This is a genomic window from Mycolicibacterium iranicum (assembly GCF_002101705.1).
GTDB lineage: Bacteria > Actinomycetota > Actinomycetes > Mycobacteriales > Mycobacteriaceae > Mycobacterium > Mycobacterium iranicum.
Map to the genome: position 1 here is coordinate 25,805 of NZ_LQPC01000065.1, position 18,224 is coordinate 44,028.

The 18,224-nt window shown below is 67.9% G+C and carries 18 protein-coding genes; 8 read left to right on the forward strand and 10 right to left on the reverse strand.

Annotated elements, in window-relative coordinates; translation table 11 throughout:
• Positions 1–13: 13 nt before the first annotated feature.
• Both AWC12_RS27335 and AWC12_RS27340 read left to right on the forward strand, forming a co-directional pair.
• A complete protein-coding gene (locus AWC12_RS27335) occupies positions 14–493 on the forward strand; it encodes a hypothetical protein (protein ID WP_024448860.1) in 480 nt (159 codons plus the stop codon).
• 25 nt (positions 494–518) lie between these two features.
• A complete protein-coding gene (locus AWC12_RS27340; RefSeq protein WP_085178104.1) occupies positions 519–1,001 on the forward strand; it encodes a hypothetical protein in 483 nt (160 codons plus the stop codon).
• Here the strand turns inward: AWC12_RS27340 and AWC12_RS27345 are convergent.
• Positions 998–1,903: an NAD-dependent epimerase/dehydratase family protein gene (locus AWC12_RS27345; RefSeq protein ID WP_085178105.1), complete on the reverse strand. Its 906-nt coding sequence runs from the start codon at positions 1,901–1,903 to the stop codon at positions 998–1,000. The two genes, AWC12_RS27340 and AWC12_RS27345, sit on opposite strands and share 4 nt — an antisense overlap.
• Positions 1,904–2,017: 114 nt before the next feature.
• Between AWC12_RS27345 and AWC12_RS27350 the strand changes: the two genes are divergently transcribed.
• The 4 genes from AWC12_RS27350 (at position 2,018) to cysC (ending at position 7,078) form a co-directional block, all read left to right on the forward strand.
• Positions 2,018–3,391: a sulfatase family protein gene (locus AWC12_RS27350; protein ID WP_085178228.1), complete on the forward strand. Its 1,374-nt coding sequence runs from the start codon at positions 2,018–2,020 to the stop codon at positions 3,389–3,391.
• 66 nt (positions 3,392–3,457) lie between these two features.
• Positions 3,458–4,258 carry a trehalose 2-sulfotransferase gene (gene stf0 / locus AWC12_RS27355; RefSeq protein WP_085178229.1) on the forward strand — a complete coding sequence of 267 codons (801 nt, stop codon included), beginning with the start codon at positions 3,458–3,460 and terminating at the stop codon, positions 4,256–4,258.
• On the forward strand, positions 4,255–5,172 hold the full coding sequence (cysD, locus tag AWC12_RS27360; protein ID WP_085178106.1) for a sulfate adenylyltransferase subunit CysD: 918 nt from the start codon (positions 4,255–4,257) through the stop codon (positions 5,170–5,172). The genes stf0 and cysD overlap by 4 nt, the downstream gene beginning before the upstream one ends.
• A gap of 43 nt (positions 5,173–5,215) precedes the next feature.
• Complete coding sequence (gene cysC / locus AWC12_RS27365) at positions 5,216–7,078, forward strand: sulfate adenylyltransferase subunit CysN (protein ID WP_085178107.1); 1,863 nt, start codon at positions 5,216–5,218, stop codon at positions 7,076–7,078.
• Position 7,079: 1 nt separating this feature from the next.
• Here the strand turns inward: cysC and AWC12_RS27370 are convergent, their stop codons facing one another.
• Complete coding sequence (locus AWC12_RS27370; RefSeq protein WP_085178108.1) at positions 7,080–7,844, reverse strand: trans-aconitate 2-methyltransferase; 765 nt, start codon at positions 7,842–7,844, stop codon at positions 7,080–7,082.
• Between the two features lie 22 nt (positions 7,845–7,866).
• A complete protein-coding gene (locus tag AWC12_RS27375; RefSeq protein ID WP_085178109.1) occupies positions 7,867–8,196 on the reverse strand; it encodes an ArsR/SmtB family transcription factor in 330 nt (109 codons plus the stop codon).
• A gap of 89 nt (positions 8,197–8,285) precedes the next feature.
• Here AWC12_RS27375 and AWC12_RS27380 point away from each other — a divergent pair, with 89 nt between their 5' ends.
• Together AWC12_RS27380 and AWC12_RS27385 are read left to right on the forward strand one after the other, a co-directional pair.
• Complete coding sequence (locus AWC12_RS27380; protein ID WP_085178110.1) at positions 8,286–10,217, forward strand: heavy metal translocating P-type ATPase; 1,932 nt, start codon at positions 8,286–8,288, stop codon at positions 10,215–10,217.
• A gap of 1 nt (position 10,218) precedes the next feature.
• Positions 10,219–11,439: an alpha/beta hydrolase family protein gene (locus tag AWC12_RS27385; RefSeq protein ID WP_085178111.1), complete on the forward strand. Its 1,221-nt coding sequence runs from the start codon at positions 10,219–10,221 to the stop codon at positions 11,437–11,439.
• Here the strand turns inward: AWC12_RS27385 and eccE are convergent.
• Genes eccE through AWC12_RS27420 form a run of 7 tightly spaced genes read right to left on the reverse strand, consistent with a single transcriptional unit; the run spans position 11,426 to position 18,192 of the window.
• Positions 11,426–12,340, reverse strand: coding sequence for a type VII secretion protein EccE (gene eccE, locus AWC12_RS27390; protein ID WP_085178112.1), 915 nt, complete (start codon positions 12,338–12,340; stop codon positions 11,426–11,428). The two genes, AWC12_RS27385 and eccE, sit on opposite strands and share 14 nt — an antisense overlap.
• The gene (gene mycP, locus AWC12_RS27395) at positions 12,337–13,698 is read right to left on the reverse strand and encodes a type VII secretion-associated serine protease mycosin (RefSeq protein WP_085178113.1); all 1,362 of its coding nucleotides are present in this window, start codon (positions 13,696–13,698) and stop codon (positions 12,337–12,339) included. Before mycP ends, eccE begins: the two co-directional genes overlap by 4 nt.
• Before the next feature lie 3 nt (positions 13,699–13,701).
• Positions 13,702–15,162 carry a type VII secretion integral membrane protein EccD gene (gene eccD, locus AWC12_RS27400; RefSeq protein WP_024448868.1) on the reverse strand — a complete coding sequence of 487 codons (1,461 nt, stop codon included), beginning with the start codon at positions 15,160–15,162 and terminating at the stop codon, positions 13,702–13,704.
• Positions 15,144–16,016, reverse strand: coding sequence for an ESX secretion-associated protein EspG (locus AWC12_RS27405; RefSeq protein WP_085178114.1), 873 nt, complete (start codon positions 16,014–16,016; stop codon positions 15,144–15,146). Before AWC12_RS27405 ends, eccD begins: the two co-directional genes overlap by 19 nt.
• Before the next feature lie 9 nt (positions 16,017–16,025).
• Entirely contained in the window at positions 16,026–16,313 is a 288-nt protein-coding gene (locus tag AWC12_RS27410; protein ID WP_024448870.1) for a WXG100 family type VII secretion target, read from the reverse strand.
• 14 nt (positions 16,314–16,327) lie between these two features.
• Positions 16,328–16,621 carry a hypothetical protein gene (locus tag AWC12_RS27415; RefSeq protein WP_024448871.1) on the reverse strand — a complete coding sequence of 98 codons (294 nt, stop codon included), beginning with the start codon at positions 16,619–16,621 and terminating at the stop codon, positions 16,328–16,330.
• Positions 16,618–18,192, reverse strand: a complete 1,575-nt coding sequence (locus AWC12_RS27420) for a PPE family protein (RefSeq protein ID WP_024448872.1) — start codon at positions 18,190–18,192, stop codon at positions 16,618–16,620. Before AWC12_RS27420 ends, AWC12_RS27415 begins: the two co-directional genes overlap by 4 nt.
• Positions 18,193–18,224: the final 32 nt, after the last annotated feature.

The following is an 18,224-nucleotide window of genomic DNA, read 5'->3' on the forward strand; positions in this document are numbered from 1 at the left end:
CTATGCTCCGCACATGGCTGGCTTCATCAGGAAGTTGTTCCACATTGGCAAACTTCCGGCAGACATACGCACCCAGGCGGAAGCCGAAGGCGTCATCCATCTGACGGACTGCATCGGGGTGTGGGCGCGTTTCACCGGACAGATTCCGGGCCGCAGGTCGGTCGGTCTGACCCGCGGCTACGGCGGGGCGCTGGTGCTGACCAACCAGCGCGTCCTCGCAACGGTCGGCGCGATGCCCGGGCAGTCCGGGCGCGCGGTGGACCGACCCTGGACGGCACCCCGATCCGGCGCCGTGGAGGGCACGCTGTCCGAGGCCGGTCTGGTACTCGACATCGCGGACCTGTCACGGGTGGATCCGCAGTTCTCGGGAACGTTCTCGCTGACGTTCAAGACGACGCTGACAGCCGATGAGTTGATGCGGTTGCCGACCCGCACCATTGCCTTCGACGTTCCGCCCACGTTCGTCTACCGGGCTCTCGGCGTGCCGCGCTGAGTCGCCGCTGGGCTAACGTTCGAGGATGGCCGTTCTACTCCGGAAGTTGTTCCGAATCGGCAAGCTGCCCAGTGCGTTGCGCGCTGAGGTCGAAGCCGACGGCGTGCTCTTCCTCTCCGAGTACGTTGCGGTGACGCGGCGATTCCGCGGAACCGTGCCCGGTCTGCGGTCGGGGGGAAGCATCGCCAGCTACGTGGGGTCATTGGTGATCACCCGACAGCGAGTGCTGGGCACGCTGTCCTCGGTACCCAAGCTCGCGGGCCGCACCATCGACCTCCGGTGGGATGCCCCGCAGGCGGGCCCGGTCAAGGCCGAACTTTCCGAAACTGGGCTGACGCTCGACGTCGATGTCGCCGACATCGACAGCCGCTGCTCCGGGGAACTCTCCCTGCACTACAAGGAACAGATCCCGCCAGACGTGCTCGCACAACTCCCCCGGACGTCACTCGCGTTCGACGCCCCACCCGAATTCGTATTCCGCGCCGTCGGCGTCCCCTACCACCCCTAGAGCCGCGCCATCTCCCGATAGCCGTCCCACACGCTCGGGTATCGCGGCCGCCAGCCGGTGGCGTCGCGCAGTCGGCCATTGTCGACGCGTAGCGACCTCGTCATCGATGTCGCCCGCTTACCCAGGAGGAGTGCGGCGCGGCCGGGCACGCAGAGCCATGGTCTGACCCCCACCGCAGCCGCCATCGCGGTGCTGTTCTGCTTCGCGGTAACCGGACAGTCGTCGACGACGTTGTACGTGGCCGGCTCCGCGCCCAGGCTTGCGACGACGGCGTCGGCGGCGTCGGCGAGATGGATCGACGAGACGTAGCTGCCTGGTCTGCCCGCTTGAAACGCGAGGTGCCTGCGGGCGAGCCCCATGATCATCTCGCTGTGGTCGGCGCCCCGCCCGTAGAACATCCCGAACCTGAGAATCACTGCGTCGCCGCCACTTTCACCCAACCGACGGGCGTTGGCCTCGGCACCATGATTGCCCACCGAGATCGGATAGTGATCGACTGGCCAGTCCTCGCCGATCCACCGATTGCCGCCGTCGCGGTAGATCATCGCCACCGACTCCTGCAGCACGCGCGGCACGGCCGCCGCCAGCGCCGCGTCCACCACGTTCGCGGAGCCCTCGATGCGGATGCGGTGGCAGTCCTTCCAAGCCGACTTCAGCATGAAGCGTCCCGGCGACGGCAACGACGACGCGAGATTCACCACCGCCTGATGGCCACGGAACGCCGCCGTGAGCCCGTCACGGTCGAACAGCGAGACGTGAACCGGCGCCGCGCCCTGCCGTCGGAGCGCCTCGGCTTTGGCATCGCTTCGCGCCAAGGCCGTCACTTGGTGGCCTGCGGCAATCAGTGCGGGCACTGCATAGCCTCCGATGGCTCCGGTGCTGCCGGTGACGAAAACCCGCATGCATCCACGGTAGCCTCGCCGCCATCGCGGCCTACGGTCAAACTTCACATCGTCAAAGGGTTGCGCGATTGCACCGGCGAGCGTTGCGTGGAGCCGCAACACCGAAAGGACAGCATGACCACAGCGCACCGCGACAACGTCCTCCTCGTGCACTGGCACGACCTCGGCCGCTACCTCGGGGCCTACGGCCACAGCGATGTCGAAAGCCCGAGGATGGACCAGCTCGCGGCAGAAGGGATCCTATTCACGGCCGCACACGCAACCGCGCCGCTGTGTTCGCCGTCGCGCGGCTCGCTGTTCACCGGGCGGTATCCGCAGAGCAACGGGCTGGTCGGTCTGGCTCACCACGGCTGGGAGTACCGCGTCGGTGTCCGCACGCTGCCGCAGCTTCTCTCCGAACAAGGCTGGTACACCGCCCTTTTCGGCATGCAGCACGAAACGTCCTATCCCGCGAAGCTCGGCTTCGATGAATTCGACGTGTCGAACTCATATTGCGAATACGTCGTCGAGCGGGTGGACCGTTGGCTGGCCGACCCGCCGGAGAAGCCGTTCTTTCTCACCGCCGGGTTCTTCGAGACGCACCGGCCCTATCCGCACGACCGCTACGAACCCGCCAACGCCGGCGCGGTGACGCTGCCGGACTACCTGCCCGACACCGACGACATCCGCCAGGACCTGGCTGACTTCTACGGCTCCATCACTGTCGCTGACGCAGCGGTCGGGCAACTACTGGACACTCTCGAGACGACGGGCCTCGACCGGACCACCTGGGTCGTGTTCGTCACCGATCACGGCCCGGCGCTGCCTCGCGCCAAATCCACGCTGTACGACGCCGGCACCGGCATCTCGCTGATCGTGCGCCCACCGCGCCACCGGAACACCGAACCGCAGGTTTACGAAGAACTGTTCAGCGGCGTCGATCTCGTCCCGACACTGCTGGAACTGCTCGGCATCGATGTCCCGCCGGATGTCGAAGGGCTCTCGCATGCAAGGCAGTTGGTCAATCCCGCTGCCGACTCCGTGCGCACCGAGGTCTACACCATGAAGACCTACCACGATTCGTTCGATCCGATACGCGCGGTCAGGACAAAGGATTACAGTTATATCGAAAACTATGCGGCACGCCCGCTGCTCGACCTTCCCTGGGACATCGCCGACAGCGCACCGGGTCGAATCCTCGGACCGCTGTCTCAGGACCCACGTCCCCCACGGGAACTCTATGACCTGGCGGCCGACCCGTCGGAGTCGCACAATTTGCTGAATGGTGAGGCCTCCGGTACGGCCGAGGCCATCGGCAACGAACTGGCGCTGCTACTGAACGAGTGGCGGCAGAAGACCAACGACGTGATCCCGTCCGAGTTCGCCGGTACCAGGATCGCCGAGCGGTACACCGAAACCTACCGCCACGTGCTCGGCCTCGAATTGCCAAGTCGCAAGGCCAATGCCGCTGATCGCGGCATTGCCGAAGAACACCGAAACCGGCAATAGATCCGCTCAGCGTGATCGAAAATCCCGGTGGTGCCGCACCCGGGAAAGGCGGTTATGCTCTCGCGCATGACCAGCCCGACGGCGTATCTGGTGCTCGCCTCCCAGCGCAGCGGCAGCACGTTGCTGGTCGAGTCGCTGAGGGCGACCGGCGTTGCCGGCGAGCCGGGTGAGTTCTTCCAGTATCTGCCGACAACCAGCCAATCCCCACAACCGCGGCAGTGGTTCGAAGGTGTCCAGGACGAGTCCATTCTGCGGCTTCTCGACCCGCTCGACGAAGGCAAGCCCGACCTGGCGCCACCCGAGATCTGGCGGGACTACATCCGTACCGTGGGCCGCACCCCGAACGGCATCTGGGGCGGCAAGCTCATGTGGAATCAGACGCCGCTGCTGCTTGCGCGATCCGCAGGCCTACCCGACCGCTCCGGCACCGGGCTGCTGTCGGCAATCCGCGACGTCGTCGGAAGCGATCCCGTGCTGATCTACGTCCATCGTCCTGACGTTGTGTCGCAGGCGGTTTCGTTCTGGCGCGCCGTGCAGACCCGGGTCTGGCGAGGGCGGCCCGACCCGGTTAGGGACGCGCGCGCGGAATACCACGCCGGTGCCATAGCGCACGTGGTCACCATGCTGCGCGCCCAGGACGAGGGCTGGCGGAACTGGTTCGCCGAGGAGAACGTGAAACCCACGGACGTGCCATATCCGGTGTTGTGGCGCAACCTCACCCAGGTCGTCGCGTCCATCCTCGAACAGCTCGGTCTGGATCCGCGCCTAGCTCCGGCCCCGGTACTCGAGCGTCAAGCCGATCAGCGGTCCGACGAATGGGTGGACCGCTATCGCGCCGACGCCGAGCAGCAGGGGCTACCGACATGACCGCGACCTACGACACCGTGCACGTCGACGAGCTGCGGCTGCTGGAAGCCGAGGCGGTGCACATCATCCGCGAGGTCGTCGCCGAGCTCGAACGCCCCGTCTTGCTGTTCTCTGCGGGCAAGGATTGGATCGTCCTGCTTCGACTGGCGGAGAAGGCGTTTCGACCCACCCCGCTCCCTTTTCCGGTCATGCATGTCGACACGGGCCACAATTTTCCCGAGGTCATCGAGTTCCGCGATCGCCGGGTCACCTGGGAGGGCCACAAGCTGATCGTCGCATCGGTACAGGAGACGATCGACTCGGGCCGCGTCGCCGATCCTGGCCCCGGAGCGTCCCGCAACCGGCAGCAGACGCGCACCCTGCTGGATGCGCTGGAGGCGGGCCGCTTCGACGCCGCGTTCGGAGGCGCCCGCCGCGACGAGGAGCGCGCCCGCGCCAAGGAGCGCATCCTGAGCTTCCGTGACGAGTTCGGCCAGTGGGATCCGCGGGCCCAACGGCCCGAGCCGTGGTCGCTCTACAACGGCCGGATCAGACGGGGTGAGCAGGTCCGCGTCTTCCCGCTCAGCAACTGGACAGAGCTCGACATCTGGCGCTACATCCAATTGGAAAAGCTTGAGTTGCCGTCGATCTACTTCGCACACGAGCGTGAGGTTTTCGAGCGGGACGGAATCCTGCTTGCCGTCTCCGACTATGCGCAACCACGGGACGGCGAGGCATCGGCTGTCGAGTGGGTGCGCTACCGCACCGTCGGCGACCTGACCATCACCGGCGCCGTGCGATCGAAAGCCACGACGATCGACGGGGTGATCGCCGAGATCTCAGCCGCCACCGTGTCGGAGCGAGGTGAAACGCGGGCTGACGACCGGACGTCGACTGCGGCGATGGAGGACCGCAAGCGCGAGGGGTACTTCTGATGCCCAGGCAAGCGGAGCGTACAGAGGCGACGGGGGAACAGTTATGAGCACGCGTCAGCTGCTGCGGATCACGACCGCCGGATCGGTCGACGACGGCAAGAGCACGCTCATCGGGCGGCTGCTGCACGACACCAACAGCCTCCCGCTCGATCATCTGGAGGCGGTGACGGACGAGGAGGGCGTCGCCGACCTCGCCGCGCTGTCTGACGGGCTGCGTGCCGAACGCGAGCAGGGCATCACCATCGACGTGGCCTATGGGTTCTTCTCGACGGAAACCCGCAGCTACATCCTGACCGACACCCCGGGCCATGAGCGCTACACCCGAAACATGTTCACCGGCGCGTCCAATGCCCACGTCGCGGTGCTGCTCGTCGACGCCCGCGCCGGCGTCCTGCGCCAAACAAACCGGCATGCGCGGATCGCCAAGTTGTTGGGCATCAAACACTTTGTGGCCGCCGTCAACAAGATCGATCTCGTGGACTTCGATCAGGGCCGCTTCCGTGAGGTCGAAGCGCAGTTGCGGCAGGTTGGCGCACGCCTGGGCGGCGCTGACATCACCGTGATCCCCGTCGCCGCCAAACTCGGCGACAACGTCGTGCACCGATCCACCAACACCCCCTGGTACGAGGGTCCCGCGCTGCTGGAGTATCTCGAGTCCGTCGAACTCACGGCACCTCACGCGCACGCGCGCAGTCTGCGTTTGCCGGTCCAGTGGGTGTCCCGCCCCAGCCCTGCGCAGCGCCGTCGCTATGCGGGCCGCCTGGCGGCAGGCACACTCAGCGTCGGCGACTCCGTGGTCAGCCTCCCGGCGGGCACCCGGTCGACCGTCACCGCCGTCGACACCCTCGATGACGAACGACCGATAGCCGTTGCGCCACTGTCGGTTTCGATCGAGCTGGCCGACGACATCGACGTCGGTCGCGGCGACGTTTTCGTCAGCGGGAACGACGATGCCGTGCTCCCGGTGCTGGCCCGCGAGATTGACGCGACGGTGTGCTGGTTTCGCGACACACCGTTGCGCGCCGGAGACCGCCTCGCGCTCAAGCAGGGCACGCGCACCGTGCGGGCGACGGTGCAGGCGCTGCATTCACGGCTGGATCCCGAGACCCTGGACGAGATCGACAATCCTGTCGACCTGGTGCTCAACGACATCGGCTCGGTGACGCTGCGCACCAGCTCGATCGTGGTCGCCGACCCGTACAGCGAGAACCGCGACAGCGGCGCGTTCATCTTGATCGACGAGTCCTCGAACGACACCGTCGGGGCCGGCACCATCGTCGAAGCCCGCGAGGTCAAACCCGGCGAGCAGACCCGCAACGACATCCGTTGGCACCCATCGTCTTTGGAGCGCAGCTACCGAAGTGCGGCCACCGGCCAGAAGGGCGCCACGATCTGGTTCACTGGCCTTCCCGCATCGGGCAAGTCAACGGTCGCAGTCGCGGTCGAGCGCGCACTCGTCGACTCGGGCCAGGTCGCCTATCTGCTCGACGGCGACAACATCCGCCACGGTCTGTCCGACGACCTGGGCTTCTCGGCGGGCGACCGTGCCGAAAACATCAGGCGGGTGGGTCATCTCACGCGTTTGTTCGCTGATGCGGGTGTCGTCGCGTTGGCTTCACTGGTGTCCCCGCTGACATCTGACCGCGAAATCGCACGGGATCTCAACGATGCGGCGAAGCTGCCCTTCATCGAGGTGTACGTGGCGACACCCCGCGACGAGTGCGAGAAGCGGGACCCGAAGGGTCTTTACGCCAGGGCGCGGGCGGGTGAACTCAAGGGACTCACGGGTGTCGACGCACCCTACGAACCGCCCGAGAACCCGGACCTGATTCTGGACACCACCGGCGCCGACATCGACGAACTCGTCGCGAAGGTGATCGCGCTGCTCGACGAGTGTCGGGGCTGAGTTACCTCACCTGCGCCACCACGAAGATCCGGCGGAACGGAAAGAACGTGATACCGTCGGCGCGCTTCGGATAGGCCGCGTCCAACATAGGGATCAGTTCGGCCTTGAATTGTTCCCATTGCGCGTCGCTCAGACCCGCACGCACGGGGCGAAGCGCGGTGCCGTGTATCCATTCCAGCACCGGATTCTCGCCGGTCAGTTCGTGCACGTAGGTGGTCTCCCACGCGTCGACGGCGCATCCGGCGTCTGTCATCAGTTCTGCGTATCCGGCGGCCGGACGGGTGACTTCGGCCTTCTCAAAGGGGTAATCGGGGAGCAGTTCGGACCATCCGGGTCGTTGCACGAGAGTGCGCACCGCCTGATGCGACGGTGCATCGAAATTGCCGGGCACCTGGAAGGCGATCCACGAGCCGGTGCCGAGTTGTCCGGCCCAGCGCACCAGCAGTTCGCCGTGCTCGGGCACCCAGTGCAGGGTCGCATTGCTGACGAGAATGTCGGTGTCCGGCGCGGGTGTCCAGTCCCGCACATCGCCGACCCGCGCGTCCAGCCCACGGTTTCGCGCGGCCTCCACCATCTCCGGCGAGGAATCCCATGCCTCGACGACAGCGCCGGGCCACCGCTCGGTCAGCGTCTCTGTGAGATTGCCCGGGCCACAACCGAGGTCGACGATGCGGCGCGGCTCGCGTGCGCCGACGCGTGACAGCAGGTCATAGAAGGGCCTGCCGCGATGATCGGCGTACGTCAGATAGACGTCCGGATTCCACATGACGCCAGTCTGTCACCGGGCTTCACCGGGCTTTGGAGACCTCGTCCACCGTGCCGAACAGAGCCTGGCTGAGGACCCGCAGGACGTCGTCGTCAGCGGCCGAGTAGTACACGAACGTTCCCTCGCGGCGGCCTTTCACCAGCCCGGCGAGCCGCATCTTGGCGAGATGCTGGCTGACCACGGCAGGCGCCACGTCGGCCAGCTCTGCCAGGCATGCCACGGACGTCTCGCCCTGCAGCAGCGCGCACAGCACTTTGATCCGGGTCGGGTCGCTAAGCATCCGGAACGCCTCGGCTGCCCGGCCGACCTGTTCGTCACTCGGCATCGCGAAGCCGGGGATCGACGTGTGCACGGGGCGATCATACTCCCGACCCTGCTGATCAGTTGTTCAACTGAATATGAACTTGCGAATATGCACGAACATGAAGGTATGGTGCCGGCATGACGTGCACCGCCCTGTGCCCGACCCACACCCCGCCGACGAACACGCGCGTGAGCGCGTGGACGCTTCCCGAGGTCCGCTTCGCCCTCGCGGCGCTGGGGCTCTTCGCACTCGGCGGACTCGCACAGGTGACCGGCCAGCCTGCCTGGCTGTTCTGGGGCCTCTACCTGGCGTGTTACATCGCCGGCGGGTGGGAGCCGGGACTGGCCGGGGTGAAGGCTCTGCGGGCGCGGTCGCTCGATGTGGATCTGCTGATGGTTGCCGCGGCGATCGGCGCCGCCGCGATCGGTCAGGTCTTCGACGGCGCGCTGCTCATCGTCATCTTCGCCACCTCAGGTGCGCTGGAAGCGGTCGCCACCAAACGCACCGAGGACTCTGTGCGCGGCCTGTTCGATCTGGCGCCGCCCACCGCGACGAAGCTGACCGCCGACGATGACGAAGAGACCGTCGACACCTCCGCCCTCGATATCGGTGACGTCCTGGTGATCCGTCCCGGCGAGCGCATTGGCGGCGACGGTGTGGTGCTCGCCGGAGCCAGTGAAGTGGACCAGGCCACGATCACCGGAGAGCCGCTGCCTGTCGACAAGACGGCCGGCGACGGCGTGTTCGCGGGCACCGTGAACGGCACTGGCACGCTTCGGGTTCGGGTCACCCGGCCGGCGGCTGACACCGTCATCGCGCGGATCTCGGCGATGGTCACCGAGGCCGGAGCGAGCAAGGCTCGCACGCAGCTGTTCATCGAGAGGGTGGAGCAGCGCTACTCGGTCGGCATGGTCGTCGCGACCGTCGCATTGTTCGGCATCCCCCTCATGCTCGGCGAGAGTCTCCAGTCATCGCTGCTGCGCGCGATGACGTTCATGATCGTGGCGTCGCCGTGTGCGCTCGTACTGTCGACGATGCCGCCGCTGCTAGCCGCGATCGCCAATGCCGGCCGCCACGGTGTGCTGATCAAGTCCGCGGTCGTTCTGGAGAAACTGTCCACCGTCAGCCAGGTCGCGCTCGACAAGACGGGCACCCTGACCGAGGGGACTCCCCGCATCACCGAGATCCGGCCGCTGGCAGGCAGTTCCCGAGACGACCTGCTGTCGGCGGCCGCCGCCGCCGAGACTCCGTCCGAACACCCTCTGGCCCGCGCCATCGTGGCCGCGGCCCGCGACCGCGGCCTACGGGTATCCGCCGTCACCGACTTCTCGTCGGCCCCCGGCCGCGGGGTGACCGCCGACGTCGACGGCGACCGTGTCGAGGTGGGCGGCCCCGGCTTGGTCGAGCGCTCGGACGACGCCATGCGCGCCATCGACACGATCGAGCGGCGCGGCGACACCGCCGTCGTGGTGCGCGTCAACGGATCCACCGCGGGCGTGCTGGGTCTCGCCGATTGCCCGAGGAATGGAGCAGCGGCTGCCGTTGCTCAGCTGACCGAACTCACCGGCACCCCGCCGGTGCTGCTCACCGGGGACAACGAACGCGCCGCGGCGCGCCTCGCCGGCGAACTCGGGATCGGTGAGGTCCGCGCCGGACTCCTCCCCGAGGACAAAGTCGCCGCGGTGCGCACGCTCGAAGCCGATGGGACGCGGGTAATGCTCGTCGGGGACGGCGTCAACGACGCGCCCGCGATGGCCATGGCGCACGTGTCGGTCGCGATGGGCCGTACTGGTGCGGATCTGACGCTCGACACTTCCGATGCAGTGATCACCCGCGACGACCTGGCCACCCTGCCCGCCGTCGTCGCCCTCGCCCGCCGCGCCCGCCGGGTCGTCGCGGCGAACCTCATCATCGCCGCAACGTTCATCGTCGTGCTGGTCACCTGGGATCTGGTCGGCCATCTGCCGCTGCCGCTGGGGGTGGCCGGGCATGAGGGCTCCACCATCCTGGTCGGACTCAACGGATTGCGACTGCTGCGAGAGAGCGCCTGGCGCAAGGCGCCGCGTTAGCATGCCAGGCGTGGAGCCCGACAGCGTGCCCGTCGCATCCGTACCGGTCGAGGAGTTGCCCATCCCGGTCCCCGACGTGCCGGGCGCGGATGCGACCTCGCGCGGACTCCCGCGCCGGGAGGATCTGACGTTGCGACAGAAGGCAATCGTCGATTCGTCGGCGATCGCCGATCTTGCGCTGCGAACGTCCATCGCGTCGCTGCTCAGCGCCACAATGGTGCCGTCGATCGCCGGTGCGCTGCGCCGGACAGAAGCCGACGCCGAGAAGAAGCATCTGAAGTTTTACGCCGAGCTGGCCGAGGCGAAAGATCCCCAGGTGTCCTTCCCCGCGCCGCAGGAGTTGCCAAGAGTGTCGTCACGCCCGGCCAATCCCGTTGCCGAGTGGGTGGCGAAGGGCAATGTCAGCAACATCCGCTTCCGGAGCAGCTTCGCGGCCGTCAATCCGGACCTGCGCGATCAATGCGAGGGATTCGTCCGCAACAACGTCGTGCATGCGCAGCACTGGCGCCACGGCGACGGCCCACGACCCACGCTGTGCCTGATCCATGGGTTCATGGGCTCGGCGTATCTGTTCAACGGGTTGTTCTTCTCGCTGCCGTGGTTCTATCGCTGCGGTTACGACGTCATGCTCTACACGCTGCCGTTCCACGGCGCTCGCGCGGAAAAGTACTCTCCGTTCAGCGGCCATGGCTATTTCGCGCACGGTATGGCCGGTTTCGCCGAGGCCATGGCCCAGGCGGTGCACGACTTCCGGTCGCTGCTGGACTATTTGGAATACACCGGAGTGGACCGGATCGCACTGACCGGGATGTCGCTGGGTGGATACACCGCGGCGCTGATCGCCAGCGTCGACGACAGGATCCAGGCCGTCATCCCGAACGTCCCCGTCGTCACACCTGACCGCACCGTCGACGAGTGGTTTCCCGCCAACAAGGTTGTCGCGCTGAGAGACTGGCTCGCCGGCACCGACACCGCGCTCGTCGAGTCAGCCACGATGTACTCGTCGCCGCTGAACTACCGACCGCTGCCGGCCAAGGAGCGAAGGCTGATCATCGCGGGCCTCGGCGACCGGCTGGCGCCGCCTGAGCAAGCCGAGATGTTGTGGAAGCACTGGGATCGCTGTGCGTTCCACTGGTTCCCCGGCAACCACGTCCTGCATGTCAGCCAGCCGGACTACCTACGTCGCATGACTCGGTTTCTCGCGCCCTTCATGTTCGACTGAGCACTACTCCCACCGGCCACCGCAGCTGCGCCAGTGTCTGCTGGTCGACGCGGACGGGGGGTGCCGACAGCCGTCGGTCGGATGCCGGAGCCAGTGCCGACAGCGCTGCGCGGTGGCGGCCGCGTTCAGGGGTGAGCTTGGGCAGCGGCGCCGACCCCTTCGGCCGCTCGCTGGTGCGGAGCGCACATGCCGCGGCCACCTCGGGTTGCGTTCGGCTACCGGTGAATTCGACGGCGGTCCACACTTCGTTCGCTCCCGAGGCCCGTGCGGCGTCCAGGGTTTCGGTCAGCTGGTCGTCGACGTTGACCCGGTAGGCCGCCAGGTGGCCGTCGCCGTCGGCGAGGCCGCGCCAGGTCTCCTTGGGCTTTTCGCCGAACAGGGCGGCGGGGTTCTCCTCCACGGACACGTCCCAGCCGAGCTCGCGCAGGTGGTCGGCCAGTCGCCGCGCCGACAGTTGCGCGGTGTCCTGCAAGGGAAGTTCCGACGACCGCGCCGTCAGGGCCGCGACGTTGTCGGCCGCTCCGAGGGTCAGCGTGATCCACGTGCTTCGCTCCGCCCCGATGTCGCGGCTGAGCACCCGGACCTTGTCGAAGCTGATCCCGTAGCGATCCAGGTAACCGGCCACGAGCGCCAACGGCAGCTCCGCGGTCTCGCCGGGCTCCACGCGCAGCGCCACGGTGGCGTACTCGCCGGCCCGGGCGCCTGCGTCGGAACGGCCTGCCAGCATCGCGATGCGGCGCCCGATCATCGTGGTCACGAAAAGCCCACGCCACCAGGCGAAGAGAATGACCACAGCGGCGACGGCGGCACCGAGCAACCAGCGATCCGCGGTCGTCTGCCACGGATAGGCCATCGCCGCGGGCACGACGAACAGCGCGGGCAAAGTGAGGCGGACGATCATGACGAACTGTCCTTTCGCTTCGCGTTCACGACGAACGCAGCAAGTACCAGCAGCGCCAACGCCCCGACCCCGGCGAATGCGACCACCCGCGGCAGCGGATCGTCCGGCGCGGGCACAGCTGGCGCGGCGACCTGCTTCACGGCGGCGGGGTCGACGTCTGCGTCGACGGGCACGTTCCAGGTCAGCGCGGCGACCGGGTCGATCGTGCCCGCCCCCACCAGATTCGACGGCGAGCGCGCTGCGGTGTGCGCGGTGCCGGTCAGACGGTCGATCACCGCCTGCGCGGTCATCGCGGGAAATCGGCTGCGCACCAATGCCGCAACCCCGGAGACATAGGCCGTCGCGTAGCCGGTGCCGCTGATGGGGTCCATCTGCTGCTCGTTGTTGAGCATGCCGTTGGCGAGGCCGCCCGCCTCGTCATTGCTCACCGACGTGATGTTCTCGCCGGGGGCGGCGATTCCGACCCAGGGGCCTGCCATCGTGTACGGCGAGGGCTGCCCGGTGGATCCCAGCGAACCGACGGACAACACGTACTGCTGCCACCACGCCGGAATCGACAGTGCGGTGACGCCGTTCCAGTTGCGCGGGTCGGCGGGCAGCGCGGGGTCGGACAGCGGGTTGGTTGTGCAGCCGGTACCGGTGTCGCCTGCGGCGGCCACGATCACGACGTCCTTCTCGACGGCGGCGTAGCGCAGGGCCACACCGAGTTCGTTCTGATCGACCTCGAGGCCGGCCGGAATACAGGTCACCGAGGAGATGGAGATGACGCGGGCGCCCATGTCGGCCGCGCGTACGACGGCGCGGGCCAGGGTCTGAGTGTCCACGGTTGCGCGCGTGAGGACGGGATCCTCACCGGAGTCGCGCGGGGTGTACCGGGGCGAGCTCTGCCGGATCGCGAGGATGCGCGAGGCCGGCGCGACACCCGAGAAGCCGTCCGTTCCCGGCTGTCCCGCGATCAGACCCGCCACCAGTGTGCCGTGCCCGTCGCAGTCGGTCAGACCGTCGCCGGCCTCGAGGTAGTCGCCCCCTGCCTCGACGTTGGGCAGACGCGGCCCCGGCTTCACGCCGGTGTCGATGACCGCGACCAGCTGGCCCTCCCCCCTGCTGTGTGTCCACGCTTCGGACAGGTCCAGCGCGACTTGGTTCGGGCTGACCGCACCGGGGTCGGAGCCCGGGATGACGCCACTGGTGACACACGGGTTGCGTTGTGCCATGGCCTGGACGGGTCCCGCGCTGCCTGCCGGCGGGGTGGCTGCGGGTTCGACTTCGGGCGGGGGGATCGCGCCCGCCGACGCTCCGCTCATCGCGAAGACACCGGCCGTCACCGCGAGCACGGCGAATGCGCGCCCAAACCTCATGCGTCAGAACCCGTTCAGGACCCAGGTGAACAGGCCGACCAGGTAGGCCATCACCGGGATCACCGACGCGTCGAGCGCCGTGGCGACGAATCCGAGGAGGCGGCGCATGGGCAGCGAGTACGTATCGGGTTGTGCAATGCGGGGATTCAGTGCCACCACGGCCCACACCAGTACCAAGATGGCCAGCACACCCGATGCGCACCACGCGGCGGTGTACTGCCCCGACGCCGCGAACAAGCCCAGCAGCACGACGGTGAGCAGGTAGGAGTGGCCGAGCAGCCAGGCCTTGCACGCCGCGGAATCCCACACGCGAGCCCGCAGTGCGGCCGCGATCGCGGTGGCCGCAACTAGATACCAGGCCCACGGGGACACCGCGCCTTCACCGGTGATCGCGGGCCACAGCACGACCACCGAACCCGCGACCGCGAGCAGGACGCCTGCGGCGATGAATCCGGTCTGGTGCGAATTGCCGGCGCGGATCCGTCGGGGCAGGTCTTCGAGCACCCGCAGCGGCGGGGCCGACGGCGTCGGGTCTCCCGGAGCCGGGATCACCGGGACGGGAAGACGCGCACACGTCGCCGACAGTTGCGCGGCCTGCACCGTGATCAGCAGCGCCACCAAAATCAGGGCGCTGCCGATGGTGACGGTGTTCAGAGTCCACAGCGTCGCGGCAGCAGCGCTCAGCGCGACACCGAGCGCGGTGGCCGCGGCCGCGGTGAACAGCGCGATCGCCCGCTCGCCGACGGTGATGCTGATGATCGACCACGCCGCCACGCCCGCGGCGCCGAGGAGCACCCCTGACGGACCGAACTCGCCGGGCACCGCGAGCGCGAAAGCTGCTGCGACCGAGGGTAGTGCGGCCGCAGCGAGCGCAGTCGCCAGCCGCGGTGAGCCTGCCCTCGCCAGCAGGGCACCCAGCACCGCCGCGACGGCGACGCCGCTGACGGCGAACAGGCCGAACACCGAGTCGGTCGCGAGTCGGTGGGCGACGGCCAGCGCGGTCGCTACGAGGATCAGGCCGATGACGGCCAGCGTCGCGCCCCGGTGAATCTGAAGTGTCCCCCATGGCCGCTCCCGCTCGGCCGAGAAGATCATCGCGGCATCGGCGATGTCCTCGACGATGCGCGGCGCCGGCGGTCCCGCGGGGACCGGCTGCAGCGCGAGCAGATCGCCGTCGACCACTCCGACCGTGTTCAGCGTCGCGTCCAGACTGAAGGGCGCGCCGCCGATCGGTGCGAGGCTCAGAAGCTCGGCTGCGCCGACGGTTTCGTCCGAAGGGGCGACGATGCGCTGCACCGCGGGGATGATCTCCCGCAGGGGAAGCTGTGCAGGCAGCGCGATCTCGGTGAGACGGCCACTGCCGTCCGGCTCGCCGTCGGATTCGGTTGCGGTGAGGACGGCGACGCGCACGATCGGCATCACCGCACCGAACGCGTTGTTGGTTCTCAAAACAGACTCTGGCATCTTTCTTCTTCTCTCTCAGCCGTGCGTTCGTCGAAGTCTCGGGTTACCGCGTGGTCGGGGAACCAGGGGCCGTCGGGCAGCGCCGCGCTGAGGCGCTCGACCGCTGCCGCTATCGCGAGCGCGGACCCCGGGGCGAAGGTGGAGATCCACTCTCCGTCAAAAGCTTTGGATGGACTCACCAGAACCCGCCCGAGTTCGGTGTCCACGATGCTGACGCCGACATCGGTGCTCACCCGGTGGCCGTCGCGGTGCTGGCCGGCCACGATCTCGACGTAGGTCCGGGACTGCTCGAACGCGGCCACCACCACGGGGCGCGCGCTCGACGGGATTCCCAGATAGTCGAGAAGGTCGTGAACCCTCGCGCCGTTGCGGATCTGATCGTCGGCCTTCGCCCCGATCCGCGCGGGCAGCGAGAACTCCTCGAATGTCGCAGGCGCGCGCCCGGACAGCCCTACCGTCAGCGCGGGCACCAGGGCCTGGGGATGGTCGATGTCCATCGCGGTGAAGGTGATCAGTCCCCCGCTGCGCAGCGCCACGACCGTGCCCGACGCGTCGCGCGCGATAATGCCGCGCAACATCGCGCCGCGGGCGCCCACGAATCGGAGCTCAAGCCACTGCGTGGGCCTGCACACCCTCCGGATCCATTGAGCCACCGAAGGATCGACAACCCGGTCCGGGGTCAACACCCCGGCGCGAGTCAACCGCTCGACCTGGTCCTGCTCGAAAGCCTCACGCTGCGACAGGTCGCTGTAGGCGGGCGTGATCCCCAGCACCCACGGATACGACCCCGCGCCGAGGATGTCGGCGAGAAACCAGGCCGAACCGGCGTTCAGCTCGACTGCGTTAGCGCGCACTGATACCTGTCAGCCCCACTTGGCACCTTCGGCCTGATCACGCGCGGCCATCGACGTGGTGTTCATCTCGTGCGTGCTCGCCATGGCGCGGTAGGCCCGGACCAGCTCCTCCATGCTGGTGTTCCACTGCGCCTGCCAGGCCTGGTAGGTCATACCGGTCTCGCCCTGCCAGGCACTATTGAGCGCGGCCTGCTCAGCGGCGATGTCGGCGCCGATGGCCTGCAATGCCCCTGCGTACGAGGCCATTTCACCCGCGTGGTTGAGCATCGCCGGGTAGTTGTACATGATCTGCGACATTGGTGTTGCTCCGATCAGACGACAGGGTAGTTGCTGGCGGCGGCGGCATCCTCGGCGACGTACGAGCACGCGGCGTCACCGACGTTGGCCTGCGCGATGTCGAGCAGCGCGTTGATCTTCGCCGAGACCTCGACGAAGCGGGCGTGCGCGGCCTGGAACGCGCCTGCCGACTCGCCCATGTGGAAGGCCTGCGCGGACTGCGCAGCACCCTCGGCCTGGGCGATGGTGCTCCGCATCAGCGCCGCTTTGGCGCCGAATGCCGCCTCCGAGGCGACCATCTGCGGAATATGAGCATCCAACAGGCTCATCGGTTTTCCTCTCTGTTGTGGTGGTTGTCTTGATCGTCTGGTTCGTCTGCCGAGTCCCATGAACCCGGCAGCATCGGCTCTTTCGGTCCCCCGCCGAACGCGCCGCCGGCCAAAGTGGTCAGGCCGCCGGCCTCCTCGGTCTCCTTGGAGACTGTCCCGGAGAATCCCATCGGCCCGGCGCCGCGGGCAGACGCGGTCACGCGGGGCTCCGATGCGGCGGGCGGCCCCTGGTCGGGCTCGTCTTCGTAATCCATGTAGGCGTCGGCGTATCCGCGGCCCTTGATCTCGTCCTTCTGACGGCGACGGCGCTTGCGCCGTTCTGCTGCCGACGCGGCCACACCCGACGCCGCGGCGGGAATGCCCGAGGCGGGCGCCTTCGCGCTCGTCGAGTCACGCACCGTCGGCGAAAACCCTTCGCCGGGATCGCGGCCCGCGATGACGTAGGGCACGAACGGCGCGGCCGCGGTGGCGGGCGAACCCGGTGCGGGTGCCGTCCCGGTGCTGACGGTGCTCGGCGAGACCGGGGCGGTACCCGGGGCTGGGGGCGCCGACATCACCGGCGGCGGGCTGGTCTGCTCGGCGCGGGCGGGCGCGGGTTGTTCCGCAGCCGGCTCCTCGGAGGGCTCTTCGGCGGGCGCCATGTTGAACAGTTCCAACAGGCGATCCAGCACGCCCGCGACGATCGCGAGCGTGGTGATCAGCAGCGGCAGTAGGAACAGCGACGGGTAGAGGATCGACGCGCCGACCCAGGAGACGACCTGGTAGACGACCGCGAACAGGAACGGACCCCACGTGATCAGCGCCTGGAGGGGGTTCGTCAGGAAGTCGGTGATCAGCTGGATCGTGTTGCCGATCGGATCCATCAAGAACCGGATGATCGGCTCGAACAGGAACCGCAGGATCTCGCCGTAGAACCGCAGCAGGTCCTCGATGATCCCCGAAACACTTAGCGCGGCACCGGCATCGGCGGCCATCGGCTGCGCTGCCAGCGCGGAGAAGTCGGCGGCTGCCCTGCCTGCCTCCCCGACACCGGGCTTGAGCACGAAGGGCGCCGGGGTCGACGCGGGCGTGGCGGCGAGCGCTGCCCCGGACACGGCTTGATAGGTCGCCATCGCGGTGGCCGCCTGAATCCACATCCGCACGTAGTCGGCTTCGTTCAGCGCGATCGGGATCGTGTTGATACCGAGGAAGTTCGTGCCGACGAGGACGGCGTGGGTGGTGTGGTTGAGGGCGAGTTCCGGCATGGTCGGGATCGTCGCGAGTGCAGTGGAGTATGCGGCTGCCGCGGTCTCGTGCTGGACTGCCGCAGCAGCGCTGTTGGCGCTCTGCTGGGCCAGCCACGTCAGATACGGGGTGTGGGCCGCGACGTACTGCTCGGAGCTCAGGCCCTCCCACGCGCCCGACTGCACGCCCGCCAGAATGGTGGTGAGTTCAGCTGCCGCAGTGGCGTATTCCGTGCTCAGACCTTGCCAGGCGGCCGCTGCGGCCAGCAGCGACCCGGGACCGGGGCCGCTGCTGATCAACGCCGAGTGCACCTCGGGCGGCAGCGCCATCCAGACGGGGGCTGTCATCGTCGGGGCGAGCGAAGCGACGGGATATTCAT